At 33.6% G+C, this 18,641-nt stretch carries 17 protein-coding genes; 8 read left to right on the top strand and 9 right to left on the bottom strand.

Translation table 11 applies throughout. The features are described 5' to 3' along the window. Window positions 1–18: 18 nt before the first annotated feature. The 8 genes from ACJ6WR_RS21060 to ACJ6WR_RS21025 all read right to left on the bottom strand — a co-directional run bounded on the left by ACJ6WR_RS21060 (window position 19) and on the right by ACJ6WR_RS21025 (window position 9,933). Entirely contained in the window at window positions 19–1,641 is a 1,623-nt protein-coding gene (locus ACJ6WR_RS21060) for a UxaA family hydrolase (protein ID WP_039115644.1), read from the bottom strand. Between the two features lie 2 nt (window positions 1,642–1,643). Beyond that, window positions 1,644–3,110, bottom strand: coding sequence for a tagaturonate reductase (locus tag ACJ6WR_RS21055; protein WP_409416397.1), 1,467 nt, complete (start codon window positions 3,108–3,110; stop codon window positions 1,644–1,646). A gap of 196 nt (window positions 3,111–3,306) precedes the next feature. Beyond that, the gene (locus ACJ6WR_RS21050; RefSeq protein WP_409416396.1) at window positions 3,307–3,975 is read right to left on the bottom strand and encodes a bifunctional 4-hydroxy-2-oxoglutarate aldolase/2-dehydro-3-deoxy-phosphogluconate aldolase; all 669 of its coding nucleotides are present in this window, start codon (window positions 3,973–3,975) and stop codon (window positions 3,307–3,309) included. Window positions 3,976–3,986: 11 nt separating this feature from the next. Beyond that, on the bottom strand, window positions 3,987–5,009 hold the full coding sequence (locus ACJ6WR_RS21045; RefSeq protein ID WP_409416395.1) for a PfkB family carbohydrate kinase: 1,023 nt from the start codon (window positions 5,007–5,009) through the stop codon (window positions 3,987–3,989). A 344-nt stretch (window positions 5,010–5,353) separates the two neighbouring features. Then, entirely contained in the window at window positions 5,354–6,760 is a 1,407-nt protein-coding gene (uxaC, locus tag ACJ6WR_RS21040) for a glucuronate isomerase (RefSeq protein ID WP_409416394.1), read from the bottom strand. 21 nt (window positions 6,761–6,781) lie between these two features. Beyond that, window positions 6,782–7,564, bottom strand: a complete 783-nt coding sequence (locus ACJ6WR_RS21035; protein WP_039115651.1) for a gluconate 5-dehydrogenase — start codon at window positions 7,562–7,564, stop codon at window positions 6,782–6,784. 6 nt (window positions 7,565–7,570) lie between these two features. Continuing rightward, window positions 7,571–8,407 carry a 5-dehydro-4-deoxy-D-glucuronate isomerase gene (gene kduI, locus ACJ6WR_RS21030; protein WP_039119502.1) on the bottom strand — a complete coding sequence of 279 codons (837 nt, stop codon included), beginning with the start codon at window positions 8,405–8,407 and terminating at the stop codon, window positions 7,571–7,573. Window positions 8,408–8,487: 80 nt separating this feature from the next. Beyond that, window positions 8,488–9,933 carry an MFS transporter gene (locus ACJ6WR_RS21025; protein WP_039119501.1) on the bottom strand — a complete coding sequence of 482 codons (1,446 nt, stop codon included), beginning with the start codon at window positions 9,931–9,933 and terminating at the stop codon, window positions 8,488–8,490. Window positions 9,934–10,282: 349 nt separating this feature from the next. Here ACJ6WR_RS21025 and ACJ6WR_RS21020 point away from each other — a divergent pair, with 349 nt between their 5' ends. The 4 genes from ACJ6WR_RS21020 (at window position 10,283) to ACJ6WR_RS21005 (ending at window position 13,496) form a co-directional block, all read left to right on the top strand. Then, window positions 10,283–11,227 carry an alpha/beta hydrolase gene (locus ACJ6WR_RS21020; RefSeq protein ID WP_409416393.1) on the top strand — a complete coding sequence of 315 codons (945 nt, stop codon included), beginning with the start codon at window positions 10,283–10,285 and terminating at the stop codon, window positions 11,225–11,227. A gap of 161 nt (window positions 11,228–11,388) precedes the next feature. Continuing rightward, on the top strand, window positions 11,389–11,838 hold the full coding sequence (locus tag ACJ6WR_RS21015) for a YhcH/YjgK/YiaL family protein (protein WP_323491237.1): 450 nt from the start codon (window positions 11,389–11,391) through the stop codon (window positions 11,836–11,838). A 107-nt stretch (window positions 11,839–11,945) separates the two neighbouring features. Beyond that, window positions 11,946–12,758: an SDR family oxidoreductase gene (locus ACJ6WR_RS21010; RefSeq protein ID WP_323491238.1), complete on the top strand. Its 813-nt coding sequence runs from the start codon at window positions 11,946–11,948 to the stop codon at window positions 12,756–12,758. A gap of 177 nt (window positions 12,759–12,935) precedes the next feature. Then, window positions 12,936–13,496, top strand: coding sequence for a DUF2911 domain-containing protein (locus ACJ6WR_RS21005; RefSeq protein ID WP_409416392.1), 561 nt, complete (start codon window positions 12,936–12,938; stop codon window positions 13,494–13,496). Window positions 13,497–13,608: 112 nt separating this feature from the next. On the opposite strand, the gene ACJ6WR_RS21000 is transcribed toward ACJ6WR_RS21005, so the two are convergent. Then, window positions 13,609–14,403: an AraC family transcriptional regulator gene (locus ACJ6WR_RS21000; RefSeq protein ID WP_409416391.1), complete on the bottom strand. Its 795-nt coding sequence runs from the start codon at window positions 14,401–14,403 to the stop codon at window positions 13,609–13,611. Between the two features lie 128 nt (window positions 14,404–14,531). Between ACJ6WR_RS21000 and ACJ6WR_RS20995 the strand changes: the two genes are divergently transcribed. The 4 genes from ACJ6WR_RS20995 (at window position 14,532) to nadA (ending at window position 18,635) form a co-directional block, all read left to right on the top strand. Further along, a complete protein-coding gene (locus tag ACJ6WR_RS20995) occupies window positions 14,532–15,698 on the top strand; it encodes an MFS transporter (protein ID WP_409416390.1) in 1,167 nt (388 codons plus the stop codon). Then, entirely contained in the window at window positions 15,695–16,450 is a 756-nt protein-coding gene (locus tag ACJ6WR_RS20990; RefSeq protein WP_323491242.1) for a metallophosphoesterase family protein, read from the top strand. The genes ACJ6WR_RS20995 and ACJ6WR_RS20990 overlap by 4 nt, the downstream gene beginning before the upstream one ends. 183 nt (window positions 16,451–16,633) lie before the next feature. Then, window positions 16,634–17,260: an MCP four helix bundle domain-containing protein gene (locus ACJ6WR_RS20985; protein WP_086894979.1), complete on the top strand. Its 627-nt coding sequence runs from the start codon at window positions 16,634–16,636 to the stop codon at window positions 17,258–17,260. Between the two features lie 442 nt (window positions 17,261–17,702). Further along, the gene (nadA, locus tag ACJ6WR_RS20980; RefSeq protein WP_409416389.1) at window positions 17,703–18,635 is read left to right on the top strand and encodes a quinolinate synthase NadA; all 933 of its coding nucleotides are present in this window, start codon (window positions 17,703–17,705) and stop codon (window positions 18,633–18,635) included. Window positions 18,636–18,641: the final 6 nt, after the last annotated feature.

The raw sequence follows: 18,641 nt of genomic DNA, 5'->3' as shown, positions 1-18,641 counted from the left end.
TTTTAGCCACAAACCTTTCTAAAGTGAAACCCCACGTTTCCAAGGAATAAAATCATTTTGGTTTAAAATCGCAGCTTTGGTTTTGATCTTACCACTTGCTACATTTATTATAAATTCTAACATTTCATCCCCCATTTCTTCAATAGATTTTTCTCCTGTGATGATTCCACCAGTATCAATATCTATAATATCCGACATTTTTGCAGCCAACTCAGAGTTTGATGAAATTTTTACAACTGGTGCAATTGGGTTTCCTGTTGGAGTTCCTAAACCTGTTGTAAATAAAACCATATTTGCTCCAGAACCAACCATTGCCGTAGTACATTCTACATCGTTTCCTGGAGTACAAAGCAAGTTTAAACCTGGTTTTGTAATATATTCTCCGTAATCCGAAACACCTACAATTGGCGAAGTTCCGCCTTTTTTGGCAGCTCCAGCCGATTTCATTGCGTCGGTAATTAAGCCATCTTTTATATTTCCTGGTGAAGGGTTCATATCAAATCCAGATCCCGCATCGACAACTGTTTTTTCATACCATTTCATCAATTCCAAGAAACGTTTTCCGCTCTCGTCTTCTACACAACGGTTTACCAACTCCTGCTCTACTCCACATAATTCTGGAAACTCCGAAAGAATTGTAGTTCCTCCTAAAGCAGCCAATAAATCGGATGTTATTCCTAATGTTGGGTTAGCCGAAATTCCTGAGAAACCATCAGATCCACCACATTCTAATCCAATTTTTAATTTAGATAATGGAGCTGGCGTTCTTTGTATTTCATTCGCTTTTTTAATAGCTTCGAATGTATCTTTTACAACGCTACTTAACATTGCTTCGATAGTTCCTATTTGTTGCTGATCGTAAATTAAAACAGGCTTTTTACTATTAGGATTTATCTCGTCCAGAGCATCTTTAAAAATCTGAATTTGAAGATTCTGACACCCTAAACTCAATACGGTTGCCCCTGCCACGTTAGGATTGTTTACATAACCAGCCAAAAGTTTGGCTAAACTATGCGAATCCTGACGAATACCACCACATCCACCTTGATGGGTGATGAATTTTACTTCGATATTATTGAATAAATTAGAATCATTAGAAGCTGCTTCATTACTCGCTCCGCCACTTTCTGATTTTACCAAAGAACGAAGCAATAACTGGTAATCATTCTCTTTAGGTTTCATTAATTCCTTCTCGAAAATATCTTTTAGGATTTCGATATTTCTGTTTTCACAAAAAACCAAAGGAAAAAATAACCAAACATTTTCAGTTCCTACTTGCCCATCTTCTCTATGATATCCATCAAAAGTTCTGTCTTTCCATTTATCTATATTTGGAACAGTCCAACCAATCGATTCTGTTTTTTCGAATACTTTAGCGCTTTCATGTTTTACATTACTTATCGTAAGTACATCTCCTTTTACAATTGTTTGACTTGCTCTTCCGACCAAAACACCATACATAATAATTTTTTCGCCTGACGCAAAATCAGACAAAGCAATTTTATGTTTCATTTTCACATCAGTCTTAATAGTGATGTCTTCACCTTCAAAATTGATGACCTCACCAGCTGAAAGATTTACCAAAGCTACCGCTACATTATCGGTAGGATGAACTTTTATTAATTTTTTTTGAGTTGCCATGATTAAACGTTCTGAGTTGTTGTATTTAATTGTTTTTGGAAATTAGCAAAACCATTCTCAATTCCGTTTGCATCAATTTCCTCTAATGCTGTTGTAATTGCTTTTGTCAAGCCCAGAATCAGCGTTAAATCTTCATCCCAGAAACTTTTATTCTGCAAAGTAAGTCGTGCTATTTTCTCATAATCATCGGATTTCCAAAGTCCATCAAAGAAAGTAACAATATCCTCACTATCATTAATTGGTAAAGCTTGATTTTGCCAAGTGCCTTTATAAAAACGAATCAAACAAGCAAAAGCAAACGTTAAATGAATTGGAAGCTTATTGTGAATTGCAACATATTCGACTAAACTTGGCAAAACACGAACTTTAAATTTCGAAATAGAGTTCAATGCTATACTGGATAATAAATGCTTTATAAATGGGTTTCTAAAACGATCCAAAACTTCATCAGAGAAGCTTATTAGTTCGTCTTTGTCCATGTTTAATGTTTCGTTTATTTCATCAAAAACGGCTTTATTTACAAAGTCACCTGTAAATGGATTATCTACTGTTTCCTTTACCGTTTCATTTCCATAAAGAAGAGAAAACGGAACCATTGCAGTATGTGCACCATTTAAGATTCTAACTTTACGAGTTCTATACGGTTGCATATCGGCAACAATTTTCACATCCAGATTGGTTTTCTCAAACGGAAGTTTTGCCTTCAATTTATCATCCCCTTCTATAACCCACAAAAAGAATGTTTCGGCACTTACAATTAAATTATCTGAGTAATCCAACTGCTTGTTGTATTCTTCTATTTGATCTTTTGGATAACCTGGAACGATACGGTCTACCAATGTATTATGAAAAGTACAATGATTTAAAAGCCATAATGTAAAATCTACTTCAAGGCTCCAATCTGCACAATATTTTAATATAATCTCTTTTAAAGTATCCGAGTTATAATTGATTAATTCGCAAGGAATAATCGTTAATCCTTTAGACTTATCTCCATTAAAATGTTTGAATCTTTCGTGTAAAAGCACCGTTAATTTAGCAGGAAATGAAACTGGCGGTTGCATTGTAGGCTTATCACTAGCAATATATTCTATACCTGCTTCGGTAGTATTAGAAATGATAAAAGCTAATTCTTCTTCTTTGGCTAAAGCCAAAAACTCATTAAAAGAAGCATAAGGATCAACTGCTTTTACAATATTTGTAATCAATTCTTTTTCCTGAATTTCTTCTCCTTTTTTTATCCCTTTCATGAATAATGTGTACAAACCATCCTGGTCGTTAATCATATTAACCAAGCCTTTATCAATAGGCTGTACAACAGCAATTCCTGCATTAAAATTGGCATCTTGATTCAGTTTCTGAAAAGCAAATTCTACAAATGCTCTCAAAAAATTTCCTTCTCCAAATTGAACAATTTTTATTGGAAGTTTATCGGATAATCCTATATTTTCTCTATTTAGTTTTTTCATTATTATAACTTAAAGTGTTGTATATAATCGAATTAAAAGTTCCAAACCTTCAGTTGTAAAAGAAACATTATACTTGCTGTCAACAAAACTTGTTGTGAGGACTGGCAGGTTTTATTCTGCAAGAATAATGCTCTATTACAACTTAAAAATCAAAAAAACATTTAAAAACAATCTTTAGGAATGGCTATTCCGTATTTTATTTTCTAATTTTTTTAATAATCTCAAGAACTTCACTGACTTTGTTTTTTAGTCCTTCAAAATCCTTGTTGTCTATTATTTCTTTTGAGATTAATTGCGAACCAATTCCCACGCAAGTTGCACCAGCATTAAGCCAGGATGACAAACTTTCTTCGGTTGGAAAAACTCCACCCGTAGGCATAATACTCGTCCAGGGAGATGGTCCTTTTATTCCTTTTATAAATTCTGGTCCATAAGTATCTGCTGGAAATAATTTCACGATTTCGCAACCTAATTCTTCGGCTTTGGCAATCTCGGTAAGTGTGCCACAACCTGGTGACCATAATACTTTACGACGATTACAAACTATTGCTATATCTTCTCTAAGTACTGGCGTTACAATAAAATTAGCTCCCAATTGCATGTATAATGAAGCTGCTGCGGCATCGGTAACTGATCCTGCACCCAGAATCATTCCGGGCAATTCAGCCAAAGCATATTTATTTAAAGCGCCAAACACTTCAAAAGCAAAATCACCACGACTTGTAAATTCCATTAATCTAGAACCTCCATCGTAACACGCTTTTAATACTTTCTTACTTATCTCTATATCCGAATGAAAAAATAACGGAATCATACCGTTTACTTTCATTGTCGTAGCTACTTCTATTCTTGAATATTTTGCCATTTTTATATTATTTATCTTGATACTAATCCTGCCGAATTACCATCAAGCATATTTTCAACTTCTTTTAACGTTACCAAATTATAATCGCCTGCAATAGTATGTTTTAAACAACAAGCTACAACTGCAAAATCTAATGCTCTTTGGTTATTATTTGGGTATTCCAGTAATCCGTAAATTAATCCACCCATAAAAGCATCACCACTTCCTACACGATCCACGACAGGTGTTACCTCTTGTACTGCAGCCTGATAAATTGCTTTTCCGTCAAATAATACACCTCCAATTCTCTGGTGAGATGCGCTTACAGAATAGCGTAAAGTTGTTGCGACAGTTTTTAAATTCGGAATCAGTTCAAATAACTTACTATACAAAACAGGAAGTGATTTCTCATCCTGATAATTAGGGTTTACTTTAGGGATTCCAAGCATGAAATATGCCGTATCAATATCTCCTAAAATAACATTGCTATATTGTAACATCTCTGGCATAACATCGCTTGGAGCTTTGCCATATTGCCATAATTTTGATCTATAATTTAAATCACATGAAATCGGAATTCCCATTTTATGAGCCACTTTAATAGCTTCAAGACAAGCTTCGGCAGCACTTTGAGAAATCGCTGGAGTAATTCCGCTCCAATGAAACCAATTTGCCCCTTCTAAAACTTCCTCCCAATCAATTAATCCTTTTTCAATAGTTGCCATCGAGCTATGTGCACGGTCATAAACGACATTACTTCCGCGTGTTCCTGCACCTGTTTCCAGAAAATAAATCCCTAAACGCTCTCCACCATAAATTACATTTTGGGAAGCCACATTCATTTTCCGCATTTCTTTTACTGCCGAAGCACCGATTTCATTTTCAGGTAATCTTGTAACAAATTCGGCATTTAAACCATAATTAGCCAAAGACACGCAAACATTAAATTCGCCTCCACCATAATTAGATCCAAATGTTTTAGCTTGAGAAAAACGGAGGTGTCTCTCTGTCGAAAGACGCAACATAATTTCACCGAATGCAACTACTTTATTCATTATAAATACTTATTAATATTATTTATTTACCATTAGGATAATTTAACCGCTAAGAGCGCAAAGATTTACGCAAAGGGCGCGAAATTTTGAACCATTAAGAGATTAAGAAAAATTAAGATTTAGCCTTATAACCGTTTTTTCTTGCCACTGATTAAAAAAAATCTGCTTTATCTGCTAAATCTGCGTGAAACTTTTTTTTTACCACTCCCGAAGCTTCGGGATAAAATGATTCTAAAGCTTTGCGGTTAATTTTTTCACAATCCAATTCTTTTCATTCTTTTAAACTCAAACCCTTAATTTTTCTTAATCTCTTAATGGTTCAAATCTTTGCGGTTAATTAACCTTTAAAATTTAAAATATTCTTTTGCGTTATTATAAGAGATATCCTGAACCATTTTCCCTATCCATTCCATGTCATTAGGAAGTTCTCCTCGTTTTATTTCGTCACCTAAAAGATTACAAAGAATGCGTCGGAAATACTCATGCCTTGGGAAAGACAAAAAGCTTCTGGAATCGGTTAGCATTCCTACGAAACAACTAATTAATCCCATGTTTGAAAGTGCGTTTAATTGTTTGGTCATTCCGTCTTTTTGATCCAAAAACCACCATCCTGATCCAAACTGAACTTTACCTCTAATACTACCGTCATTAAAATTTCCTATCATCGTTGCCATAACTTCATTATCGGCTGGATTTAGGTTATAAATGATAGTTTTTGTCAATTTATCTTTGCTATCTAATGCATTTAAAAATGAAGATAGTTTTTGTGCTTGCGGATAATCCCCAATAGAATCCCAACCAGTATCTGGTCCTAAAATCCTGTGCATTCTCGCATTATTATTTCGTAATGCTCCTAAGTGAAATTGTTGTACCCAACCAAATTCATGATAGGTTTCGGATAAAAATAACAACACAGCACTTTGGAATTTTAAGGCTTCATCGGGTGTAATTGTTTGGTTTTCTCTTTTCTTTTTAAAAATTGAATTGATCTCATTTTCAGTGAAGTTTTCAAAGTAAATCTGGTCTAATCCATGATCACTAAGTTTGCAACCATTTTTAGCAAAATATTCAATTCTGTTTTTTAAAGCGCTGCATAAATCAGTATAAGAACTAATTGTAATCCCTGCAACTTCTCCCAGAGTATCAATGTATTGATTGTAACCATCATTAGAAATTAAAATGGCTTTATCAGGTCTAAAAGCTGTACTCATCTTAGTCCCAATTGGGTTCTTAGCTAATTTTATATGGTATTCTAAATTATCAATTGGATCTTCGGTCGTACAAACCACTTCGGCATTTACTTTTTTAAGCAAGTTTTGTGTGCTGTACGCTTCTGAATTTATTTTCTCCGAAGTTTCGATATAGATACGCTCAGCCGATTTTTCATTCAATAAATCATAAATATCAAAATAACGAGCCAATTCTAAGTGTGTCCAATGATACAAAGGATTACGCATCGTGTACGGAACTGTTTTTGCCCAGTTTATAAACTTGTCTTTATCAGAACCATTTCCTGTTATAAATTGCTCATTAATACCCAATGTACGCATAGCGCGCCATTTGTAGTGATCGCCATTTATCCAAACCTGAGTAGTGTTTTCAAAAATTTTATCTTCAGTAATAAATTGCGGATTCAGGTGATTATGGTAATCTATTATCGGTTGATTCTTGGAATAATTATGATATAATTCTTCCGCGAATTTATTTTCGAGTAAAAAATTATCGTTTATGAATGTCTGATTTGCGCTCATATTTTTTATAGAATTGAGTGGTTATTCGTTTGATGGTTTACCGATTGTGGCAAGGATTCCACCATCAACATATATAATTTGACCGTTTACAAATCGGCTAGCTTCAGAAGCTAAAAAAACTGCTGTTCCGGCTAAATCTTCTGGATCTCCCCATCGTCCCGCAGGCGTTCGACTTATAATAAATTCATTAAAAGGATTTCCGTCTACGCGAATAGGTTCCGTTTGCGAAGTAGCAAAATAACCCGGTCCGATTCCGTTAACCTGAATATTGTGTTTTGCCCATTCCGTTGCTAAGTTTTTGGTAAGCATTTTCAAACCTCCTTTTGCAGCAGCATAAGCAGAAACACTATTTCGGCCTAACTCACTCATCATCGAGCAGATATTGATAATTTTACCTTCGTTACGCTCAATCATTTTACGTCCCACTAATTGCGACATGATAAAAGCTCCAACTAAATCCACATCTATAACACGACGAAAATCTTCGATTGGCATACTCACCGCAGGTTCTCTCTTGATGATTCCTGCATTGTTTACCAAAATATGAATTGGTCCCTGATTCTTCTCGATTGCTTCTACTTGTTCGGCAGCAATTTTTTCGTCGGTTACATCAAAAATATATCCTGACGCTTTGTACCCTTTACTTTTGTAATATTCAAGCGCCTCTTCTAATTTGCTTGGCGTTGTACTACTAATTACTAACTCTGCTCCTGCTTGCGCTAAACCTTCGGCCATAGCCATACCCAGACCATGCGTACCTCCTGTTATTAAGGCTCTTTTATTACTTAAATCAAATAATTTCATGATTCTTTATTTTAGTTCGTTTGGTGCAACGATGTCCATATCTCCGTAATCTAAATTTTCTCCCGCCATTCCCCATATAAAAGAATAATTAGACGTTCCAGCTCCCGAGTGAATAGACCATTCTGGAGATAAAACTGCCTGATGATTTTGCATGAAAATATGACGTGTGTTTTGTGTTTCTCCAAGGAAGTGACAAATTGTTTGTGGCGCTTCTAGATCAAAATAGAAATATGCCTCCATTCTTCTGTCGTGTGTATGTGCGGGCATTGTATTCCAAACATTGCCTGGTAATAACTCTGTTAATCCCATTTGTAATTGACAGGTTTGAACAATACTATTCACAATCAACTTATTCAAAACCCTGCGATTTGCAGTTTTTTCTTCTCCTAACTGAATTACTTCGGCATTTTCTTTACCTACTTTTTTATTTGGAAATTTGGCATGAGCCGGAGCTGAGTTAATATAAAACAAAGCTTGCTCTCCATTGGCACTTGCAAACAAAACTTCTTTGCAACCCTGACCTACATATAAAGCTTCTTTTTTATCTAATTCAAAAACTTCTCCATCGACAGTTACAGTTCCTTTTCCGCCAACATTTATAATTCCTAATTCTCTTCTGTCTAGAAAATTTTCTGATTTTAAATATGGAATCGTTTCTAATTTCAACACTTTTCCAACTGGCATAATTCCTCCTACAATGTATCTATCGTACATAGAATACGTAAGCTGAATTTGGTTTTCGATAAATAATTTCTCAATTAAAAACTGAGCTCTTAATTCGTCAGTACCATACTTTTTAAAATCTGTTGGATTTGTTGCGTATCTAAATTCAAAGTTTGTCATAATTTCTATTTAAAAATGTAATCGATTACAAAACTACGCAATATATTCTAATTAGTTATAATCAAATCTCAATTTATTATTTATAAATCAGTGATAGGTGCGTATTTTGGCACTAAAAGTTTCATTACCGACCAACCTGTTAAGTAACAAACAGCACATATTGAAAAAATGATAAAATAACCCGCTTCAATTCCGTGAAAACCCATAAAAGACATATTGGTTTCTTTGCTATAATCAAACAACAAACCTGATCCTTTATTAATTAATGTTGATCCAATACCTCCTGCTAATCCCCCAATGCCTGTAATGGTTGCGATTGCTTTTTTAGGAAACATATCTCCTACTGTTGTAAATATATTAGCCGACCAAGATTGGTGAGCAGCACCAGATATACCAATTATAATCACTGGCAACCAATAGCTTATATATCCTAATGGTTGTGCGATTAATGCTAATAAGGGAAAGAATGCAAAAATTAACATGGCTCTCATTCTGCCTTCGTATGGATTCATACCTTTCTTCTCGACAAAATAAGTCGGCAACCAACCGCCAATAATTGAAAGTAACGTAATCATGTATAAAACAAATAATGGTAAAGCTGCTTGGGTAGAATCCATTCCGTAAACCGAACTTAAATAAGCTGGTGTCCAGAATAAGAAAAACCACCAAACACCATCGGTCATGAACTTACCAAAAGCAAAAGCCCATGTTTGTTTGTATCTAAAGCAATCTGCAAAAGTTACTTTGGTAGTGTTTTCGGGAACGTAACCTACAAGTTTACTATCGGCAATATCATCTTGCTGAATATATTCTAATTCAGCAGCAGATACCTTCGGATGTTTTTCTGGTTTATCATACATAAAAACCCAAAATCCCATCCAAACAAAACCTAAAGCACCTATAATAATAAATGCCATTTCCCAACCAAAAGATTTAGCTATAAAAGGAATAGATATTGGTGCTGCCAATGCTCCAACGGTAGCACCAGCATTAAATATACTTGTAGAGAATGCTCTGTCTTTTTTAGGAAAATATTCGGCTGTGGTTTTAATCGCTGCAGGAAAATTTCCTGCCTCTCCTATTGCCAAAATGAAACGGGCAAAAATAAACAGAGTAACACTCACATTTATTACCATTCCTGTATCGTTTATAGAACTAATTATTTCTTTAGAACCTTCAAATCCTACAAACCAATTACCAGTTATTATTCCTGAAGTTGCAATACCGCAAAACGCATGCAAACAAGCTCCTAAAGACCAAATTCCGATTGCCCAAAGAAATCCTTTTTTGGTATCCAACCAATCCACAAATCTTCCTGCAAACAATAAAGAAACAGCATAAAATATTGAAAATAAGGCAGTAATATTTCCATAATCATTGTTTGTCCAATGAAACTCAGGAGCGATATAATCACTCCATGTTAAAGAGAGCACTTGTCTGTCTAAATAATTGATGGTTGTGGCAAAAAATAACAATGCACATATACTCCAGCGATACTTTCCAGTGGATTTAGTGGTTTGGTTCATGGTTTTGGTTTATTATGGATAGTTAAAAAATTATTCTCTTTATTTATGCTTGTCAATTTCAAAATTAAGGCAGAAATAAATTTTAATGTAATCGATTGCACAAATATAGTTTTTAATACTAACTTAGCAAATAATTTAAATAATTTTTTAAAAAATCTATTTAAATAAACATATCACATAAAAAAACCAATACATAAGTAAGCATTAACCAATATATTTGTTAAATGGTCTTTTACCAAAAAAGATAGAATTAAAGGCCGAAAACTCAACCAAAAACTGCTAAATAAAAGCAAAATCAATAAAGAAAATATTGCATTGAAACGGCATAGTTTCGATAAAAAAATACAAAATGAAAAAAAATAAGAATCTAAAAAATTGCCTAACAGTTATAATTCTAATTGTAACCTTAAAGATAGGCACTCCGATATATGCTCAGGATAAAGTTATTCCGCTTTGGACAACTGCAATTCCAGACGCTATAAAGGCACCAAATTATCAAGAAAAAGAAATTGTGAAAGATGGAATAGTAACAGGTGTTAGTTTTGTTACAATACCTACATTGGCTATATACTTACCTCACGAAATCAAACCAAATGGAACATCGGTACTAATTCTTCCGGGTGGTGGATATTCGCATTTATCAATAGATAAAGAAGGTGCGAAAGTTGCTAAATGGCTTAACTCACTCGGGATTACTGCTTTTGTACTAAAATACAGATTACCAAGCGATTTAATTATGAAAGACAAAACAATTGGGCCGTTGCAAGATGCGCAAGAAGCAATGCGCTTTATCAGAAAAAATGTCAATCAATGGGGTTTAGATTCTGATAAAATTGGTGTTATAGGATTTTCTGCAGGAGGACATTTGGCTTCGACTCTATCAACTCATTATAATGATATTGTGTATAAAACGGATAATACTATTAGTGCCCGTCCGAGTTTTTCTATTTTAATTTATCCTGTAATTTGCATGACCGATCTAGTGGCTCACAAAGGATCTCAAACTAATTTATTGGGCGTAAATCCCTCTCAGGAATTAATCGAGAAATTCTCTAACGATAAGAGAGTTACTCCCGAAACACCTCATGCTTTTCTTGTTCACGCAACCGATGATACTGTTGTTCCATCTGAAAATAGTATTAATTATTATCTGGCTCTTAAAAACAATAAAGTTTCTGCCGAATTACATTTATACGAAAAAGGCGGACACGGTTTTGGTTTAGGCGTAAAAGATACAAGCTTCTTCTGGACAAAAGATTGCGTAGAATGGTTAAAGGCTAATGGGTATTTATGAAGGTATAGAAATAAGAAGTCACTATACAAAAACTAGTTTTTCAGTTTAATCTATGAAAATTAAAAAAAAGAAAAATACCTTTATTGACTTATAACTTATGTTCAATAAGCGAGAAAAAATTATACAAAACAAGAATTAATTAAATATAAAAAAATTAAACAATGATTATAGATTCATTAAATAACGCTGCAAAATATTATAGTTTACACCCTAACTTTAAAAAGGCTTTTAATTATGTAAACGAAAATGATATAAGTAAGCTTCCGGAAGGATCATTTGAAATAGCAAAAGGGGTAAAAGTAATAGTTATTCATGGCGAAGGACTTTTAAAAGAGGAAAGTATCAAAGGATTTGAATGTCACGACAAAAATATCGACATACAAATTTCTATAAAAGGCCCTGAAACTTTTGCCTGGAAACCAAGAGAAAAATGCATTAGTCCGAATGGAGATTATAGCAATGAAAAAGATGTACGTTTTTTTCATGATGCTCCAGATATGTTTTTTCAATTGCAAGAAAAACAGTTCGCTATCTTATTCCCAGAAGATGTTCATGCAGCAATGATTGGTGAAGGGATGTTAAAAAAAATCGTGATTAAGGTTGAGAAATAAAACATTCAGGCTGGACACAATATAAAGCAAAGAGAATTTGATTTGAAAAGTAACATGATAATCGATCATATCTCTTGATACAGAATAAAAAATAATACCTAATTTATATGGATTCAATATTTAATCTTAAAGGAAAAATTGCTTTAATAACAGGCGGTGCAGGCGTGTTGGGCAGTAACTTTGCTACTGTTTTAGCTAACCAAGGCGTTATCACAGGAATCGTATCACAATCTATTGAAAAAGCGAATAAAATAGTAGATAGAATACAAAATAATGGCGGACAAGCTTTTGCTATACAAGCAAACGTATTAAAAAAGGATGAACTCGAAAAAGCAAAAGATCACATCATAGCTCGATACGGACGTTTGGATATTCTTATAAATGCAGCTGGCGGAAACATGCCCGGAGCAACCATAAGTCCAGACCAGGCAATATATGATATGAATGTTGATGATTTGCAAAAGGTAATAGATCTGAATATAATTGGGACAATGCTACCATCTCAGGTATTTTCTGAACTTTTTGCCAAGCAAAAGCAAGGTATCATCATTAATATTTCATCGGCATCGGCACAAAGACCACTAACAAGAGTTGTTGGATACTCGGCATCAAAAGCTGCAATTGATAATTTTACCCAATGGATGGCAGTAGAACTAGCTACTAAATACGGAGAAGGTATTCGTGTAAATGCAATATCTCCTGGCTTTTTTATTGGTGAACAAAACAAGGCTTTATTACTTAACCCTGATGGTAAATTAACACCAAGAGGCGAAAAGATTATCGAAAATACTCCTATGAGAAGATTTGGGACACCAGAAGATATAAATGGAGCTCTTTTATTTTTATGCAGTGACATGTCTAAGTTTGTAACGGGAACAATCCTTAAAGTAGATGGTGGTTTTGCAGCCACGAGTATTTAAAAAGGAGTTATCTCAATAAAAACTAATGTCTTGATATCATCAATTCTAAAAAATATTCTCTGAAGAAACAAACATTAAGTTGCACTTAAAACATTGATATAAAAAAAGAAAAATGAATAATATGATTTCTCTTGGATATTCTCTTACTTTGTGTAAACTATTATAAATCATTAAACTATGAAAAAAATTAATTTACTAGCAATTATCTTATTGACTGCTTTTTCTGTTAATGCTCAAGATGTTAAATTCGCACCGTTGGATACAAGTCCAGTTGACATTAGTTATTATCCACACAAAGCCGTTAAATCTAAAAAAAAAGATAGTCCAACTGCTGTTATTAAGGTTATTTATTCTAGACCTTCGGCAAAAGGGAGAGCTATTTTTGGACAATTAATTCCGTTTGGTGAAGTTTGGCGTGTTGGAGCTAATGAAAACACAGAAATAAAATTCTACAAACCAGTTACAATTGGTGGTAAAAACATTCCAGCAGGAACTTATAGTTTATTTGCCATTCCTGAAAAAGACAAATGGACAATTATTATCAATAAAGAGATAGATCTTTGGGGAGCTTATGCCTATGACGAAAGCAAAGATATTGCCAGAGTGACAGTTCCTGTTAAGGCGGTATCAACTCCTATTGAAGCTTTATCAATTGCTTTTACTAATAATGGTTCCGTAGCAAATCTGGTAATTGGTTGGGACAAAACAACTGTAGAAGTTCCGATAACAATTAAATAATTATTTACAATTAGAACTAAATATAAAAGAGATACTTAATAAAATAAGTATCTCTTTTTTTTATACTGAAAACTGAGAGTAAATACTCAACACTGAGACTGAATACTAAAAACTAAAGCCTCCTAACTTCCTTAGGATTTAATCCTGTTTGTTTTTTCAGGAATTTATTAAAATGACTTACATCCGAAAATCCAAACTCATTGCTTATTTCTTTCATTAAAGCATTGCTGTGTTTAAGGCGATTTTCTATTAATTTGTATTTATAATCATCGATATATTTCTTTATTGAACCTCCTGTTTGTCGCTTAAACAAACTACTTAAATGATTGGGTGCCATATTAAAAAAACCTGATAAAACCGTTAAGTTTAAATTAGCAGGCACACGAATTTCTTTATGGATGTAATTCATAATTCCGACCAATAAGCCTTCATTCAAAACCATATTTACTCCTAATGATTCAAAAGCATTTTTCTTAATTACAGCAAATACACTTCGTATTAAATAAAGAAGCACCTCATTAGATCCGTTCTGGCTACCTCCATCCCACTCGCTCACAATCAATCGCATAAGGTGATTTATTTTATCTAACTCTTGAGGAGAATCAACCAGTTTGCCATCTGAGGTATTGCTTATACCAAGCAACTGATCCAGGACTTTATTCCATTCGTTTTTGGCAGTATCAGATGAAGTTCCGTCGAGATAGCGATTATTAAATTTTAAAACACTAAACTCTGTTTCTTTATCAATTATAAAAAGATGATAATCTGATGGACATAACAAGAATACACAAGGTCCTTTATACGTGACTTCTCCCCCATTTAATTGATGTAATCCGCTACCAGAATGAATAAAAACCAACTCAAAATGATTGTGATTATGCACAGGAAACGGCCAGGTTTCAGTCATAAAATGCCGAATAAATAAAGGAGTATGTTGGATAAAACGTTCCAAATGATTGTTGTTTTTTTACAAAAATAGAGTTTAAAAGTACAATTTTTACTTTTAAGAGTACAATAGCTTTGCAAAAAAAGTTTATGACAAAAACCAGTTTTAAACCAGCGGTGATTCCGCTTATGGCAGTTTCAGCCGGAGTAATCGTTGCTAATATATATTACAACCAACCCATATTACAAACAATAGCTTTGTCCCTTAAAGTTACCGAAACCCAAATCGGGAAAATTTCCATGCTTTCGCAATTAGGATATGGACTTGGAATGTTCTTTTTACTTCCGCTTGGCGATAAAGTCAACCGTAAGAATCTTATACTTTTATTGTGTGGATTATTGGTACTTACTTTGTTTTTTATAACATTGACATCTTCATTAACTGCCTTATATATACTCAGTTTTTTTGTTGGACTTTTCTCTACTCCTGCTCAAATTATATTACCAATGGCAGCAACATTGGGCAAAGAAAACAGAGGTAAAAATGTGGGCGTAGTTTTCAGCGGAATATTGGTAGGAATATTAGGAGCGCGGGTTATTAGTGGTTTCATAACCGAATTACTAGGTTGGCGTTATGTTTTTGGAATTTCGGGATTAATGGTTCTTTTGGTCACGCTTATGCTAAAGTTATACTTGCCCGAAGTACCTTCAAAATTCAAAGGCAGTTATTTTCATCTTATAAAATCAACATTAGCACTCATACCCAAATACCCTGTTTTACGTCAAACAGCACTTTTAGGATCATTTACATTTGGAGTGTTTTGTTCCTTCTGGACCACGCTTACTTTCCATCTTAGCAGTGAGCCTTTAAATTATCATTCGGGCATAATAGGATTGTTTGGTTTAATCGCCATTGGTGGTGCATTGGTCGCACCGTATTTTGGCAAAATAGCCGATAAGGGCAATGTACGACGCTCTTTATTAACTACAGTTTCTATGATTATAGGCAGCATTATCCTTATAAAAATCTTCCCATATTCTATTCCTGTGTTAATTCTTAGTGTTTTCTTCTTAGATATTGGTGTACAAGCAACCCAAATTACCAATTTTACACGTATATATAGTTTACACGAAGAAGCACATAGCAGACTGAATACCATATACATGACTACTTATTTTATAGGTGCCGCAGTAGGTACTTACTTCGGACTTTTAAGTTGGAAGTTAGGAAAATGGGATATGGCTACCTCGCAAATGCTTTTATGGAGTATTATTGCATTAATAATAGTAATTTTTTCAAACAAACGTAAAGCATGAAGAACATAGCAATAATTAGTGACATACATGGTAATTTACCAGCGCTAAAAGTCGTTCTCGAAGACATAAAACAAAGAAACATTGATCAAATATATTGCTTAGGCGATTTGGTCGATTTTGCTCCTTGGCATAATGAAGTAATCGAGCTAATTAATGCATTAGAAATTCCTTGCTTAATGGGAAATCATGATGAACGAATCGCATTTGATCATGAAGTAACTCCATTGCCAAAACATAATCCTGAAGAAAGAGCCGCACGCCTTAACGGAATTAATTATACCAAACAAACTATTAAACCAGAGAACAAAGTATTCTTAAAAACGCTTCCTGAAAGACTCTTACTTAATTTTACCATTTCTGGAAAAGAAACTAAAGTACTATTAGTTCACGGTAGCACCCGAAGCAATGATGAATACATTTATGAAAATCATAATCTTGAAGATGTTCAATCGATGCTTACTCAGGAAAAAGCCGATATCATCATTATGGGACATACTCACAAACCGTATGTTAGGTATATAGAAGCAACCACAGTATCTCCTGCTGGAACACTAATAAATTCTGGTTCCGTAGGTCGATCCAGAGAAGATAATCCATTAGCAACATATCTTATATTACATATTTCTGATAAAAATATAACTCCCGAAATTGTAAAGTTACAATACCCAATAAACGAAGTTATACGTGCCATTGAAGAAAGTGAAATTCCTGATTTTTATGCCAAATTTTTAAAGAAAGACCTAATCGTTTAATTTGATAAAATAAAAAATCTATAAAATATTATATCCCGTTGAGGCTTACTTTGTCTTTTTTAAGAGCGAAATTTCTATGTTTCTATCTGTTAAGGAATTACCTCCAGTGGATTATATATTTAGCCTAAAAATAGCAAGTTTGTTCCAAATAAATAATTATATTGCGATACAAATCAATACAATATGATGGGTTTAAAAAATAGTAGCAAGAAAACAAAAGCCGCTTTTATACTGGCAATTGTAATGTTAATTATAATACTAAGTACTTTTAATACACTACGAAACGCTGAAACCACCAATGAGAATATCAATGCAATTTACAAAGATCGCTTAATCGTTTCGACCTATATTTTTCATTATGCCAATGAGTTAAACCTTGTTAAGGCAAACGCAGTTAAAAACAGTAATGAAGCTGATAAAAACGATGCTGTTATTACGTCTATTCAAAATATCAAGGCAATAAACTTATTGTATCATAAAACGGTTTTAACACCCAAAGAAAAAGAAGACTTTAATACTTTTGTGGCTATCTGCTCCAAAATAAACAAACAAGCTCAAGACAAACAATGGCAAGAAGTCGAAAAATCGGCAGATGAAGCTTTAGTTACTTTAGAATCACTTTCTAAAATTCAGGTTGATGAAGCTAAATTACAATTAGAAAACGCCAATAAAGCATACAACCAATATAATGTATTGGCACAACTAGAAATTGCTTTATTAATAGTTCTTGGCGTTGCAATTATCTATTTATTGCTAACAAAAAGACACAAGCGAACTATAAAAATTCCCGAAGGCCCTAGCCTGAATTAATTTAAAAATCATATTTCTTAAATCATAAAGCCTGTTGAAGCAAATACTGCATCAACAGGCTTTTTCTATGTTTTCTGTATTTCTACTTCACTCCTTCTAAATATTAAAATATAAAAAATGCATTTCATGATTTTAATCATGAAATAAGATTAACCTCAATAATATCTTTACAACGCTAAAACCATAATTAAATAATTATAATTCAAAAAGTTATAAAACATTTGTAGTGAAAATTATGGAATAGGTTCCTCCTAGGCCGAATACAAAATTAGAAATTGCAATAATATGCAATAGCCTTCATAAAAAGCAAGGCAATTATATATAGAACACGTTTTCGGTTTGGGAGTTTTTTTCAATTTAAAATTCTGTTTTCTAAAAAAGTAACTAATCTAATTTGGGTATTCTTAACATGAAATATAAGAGTATCGATAAAAATAAATTCATGGATAAATTATTCTTAATTTCTGAAATAAACCGATTAAAACAAGAAAAAAACGCGATTATCCTCGCTCATTATTATCAAGAAAAAGACATACAAGATATTGCCGATTTTGTAGGCGACAGTCTTGAATTATCAAAAAAAGCAGCCACTACAAATGCAGATACAATTGTTTTTGCAGGAGTTTATTTTATGGCCGAAACTGCAAAAATTATCAATCCAAATAAAAAAGTGCTTTTACCTGACCTCAATGCAGGTTGTTCTCTTGCCGATGGATGCGACCCGGTTAACTTTAAAAAACTAAAAGAACTTTTTCCTAAACATGTTGTGGTAACCTACATCAATTCTTCAGCAGAGATAAAAGCTTTAAGTGATTGGGTATGTACCTCATCTAATGCTAAGAAAATAATTGAAGCGATTCCTAAAGAACAAGAAATAATTTTTGCCCCAGACAAAAACCTAGGAATGTATCTAAAAAAGGAAACAAAACGTGATTTACTTCTTTGGGATGGTTCCTGCATTGTACATGAAGCTTTTTCATTAGATAAACTAATCGAAATTTACAATACAAACCCAACCGCCAAGATTGTTGCCCATCCCGAATCCGAAAGACATATCTTGGAAACAGCCCACTATATTGGGTCAACATCTGGAATGCTCAATTTTATCAAAAATGATTCGGCTACAACATTTATCGTAGCAACAGAGGCAGGAATAATGCATCAACTCGCAAAAGATGCTCCGCAAAAAACAATCATTCCAGCTCCTTCTCACGAAGATAATACCTGTGCTTGTAGCGAATGTGCCTATATGAAGATAAATACATTAGAGAAGCTTTATTTATGTCTAAAGAATGAAAGCCCAGAAATTAGCATTAATGAAGAATTACGATTACAAGCTATAAAACCAATAGATAGAATGCTCAATTTCTCTTAATCACCA

This window comes from Flavobacterium sp. PS2 (genome assembly GCF_046250155.1).
Lineage (GTDB): Bacteria > Bacteroidota > Bacteroidia > Flavobacteriales > Flavobacteriaceae > Flavobacterium.
This window is presented reverse-complemented; position numbering and strand designations above follow the sequence as displayed.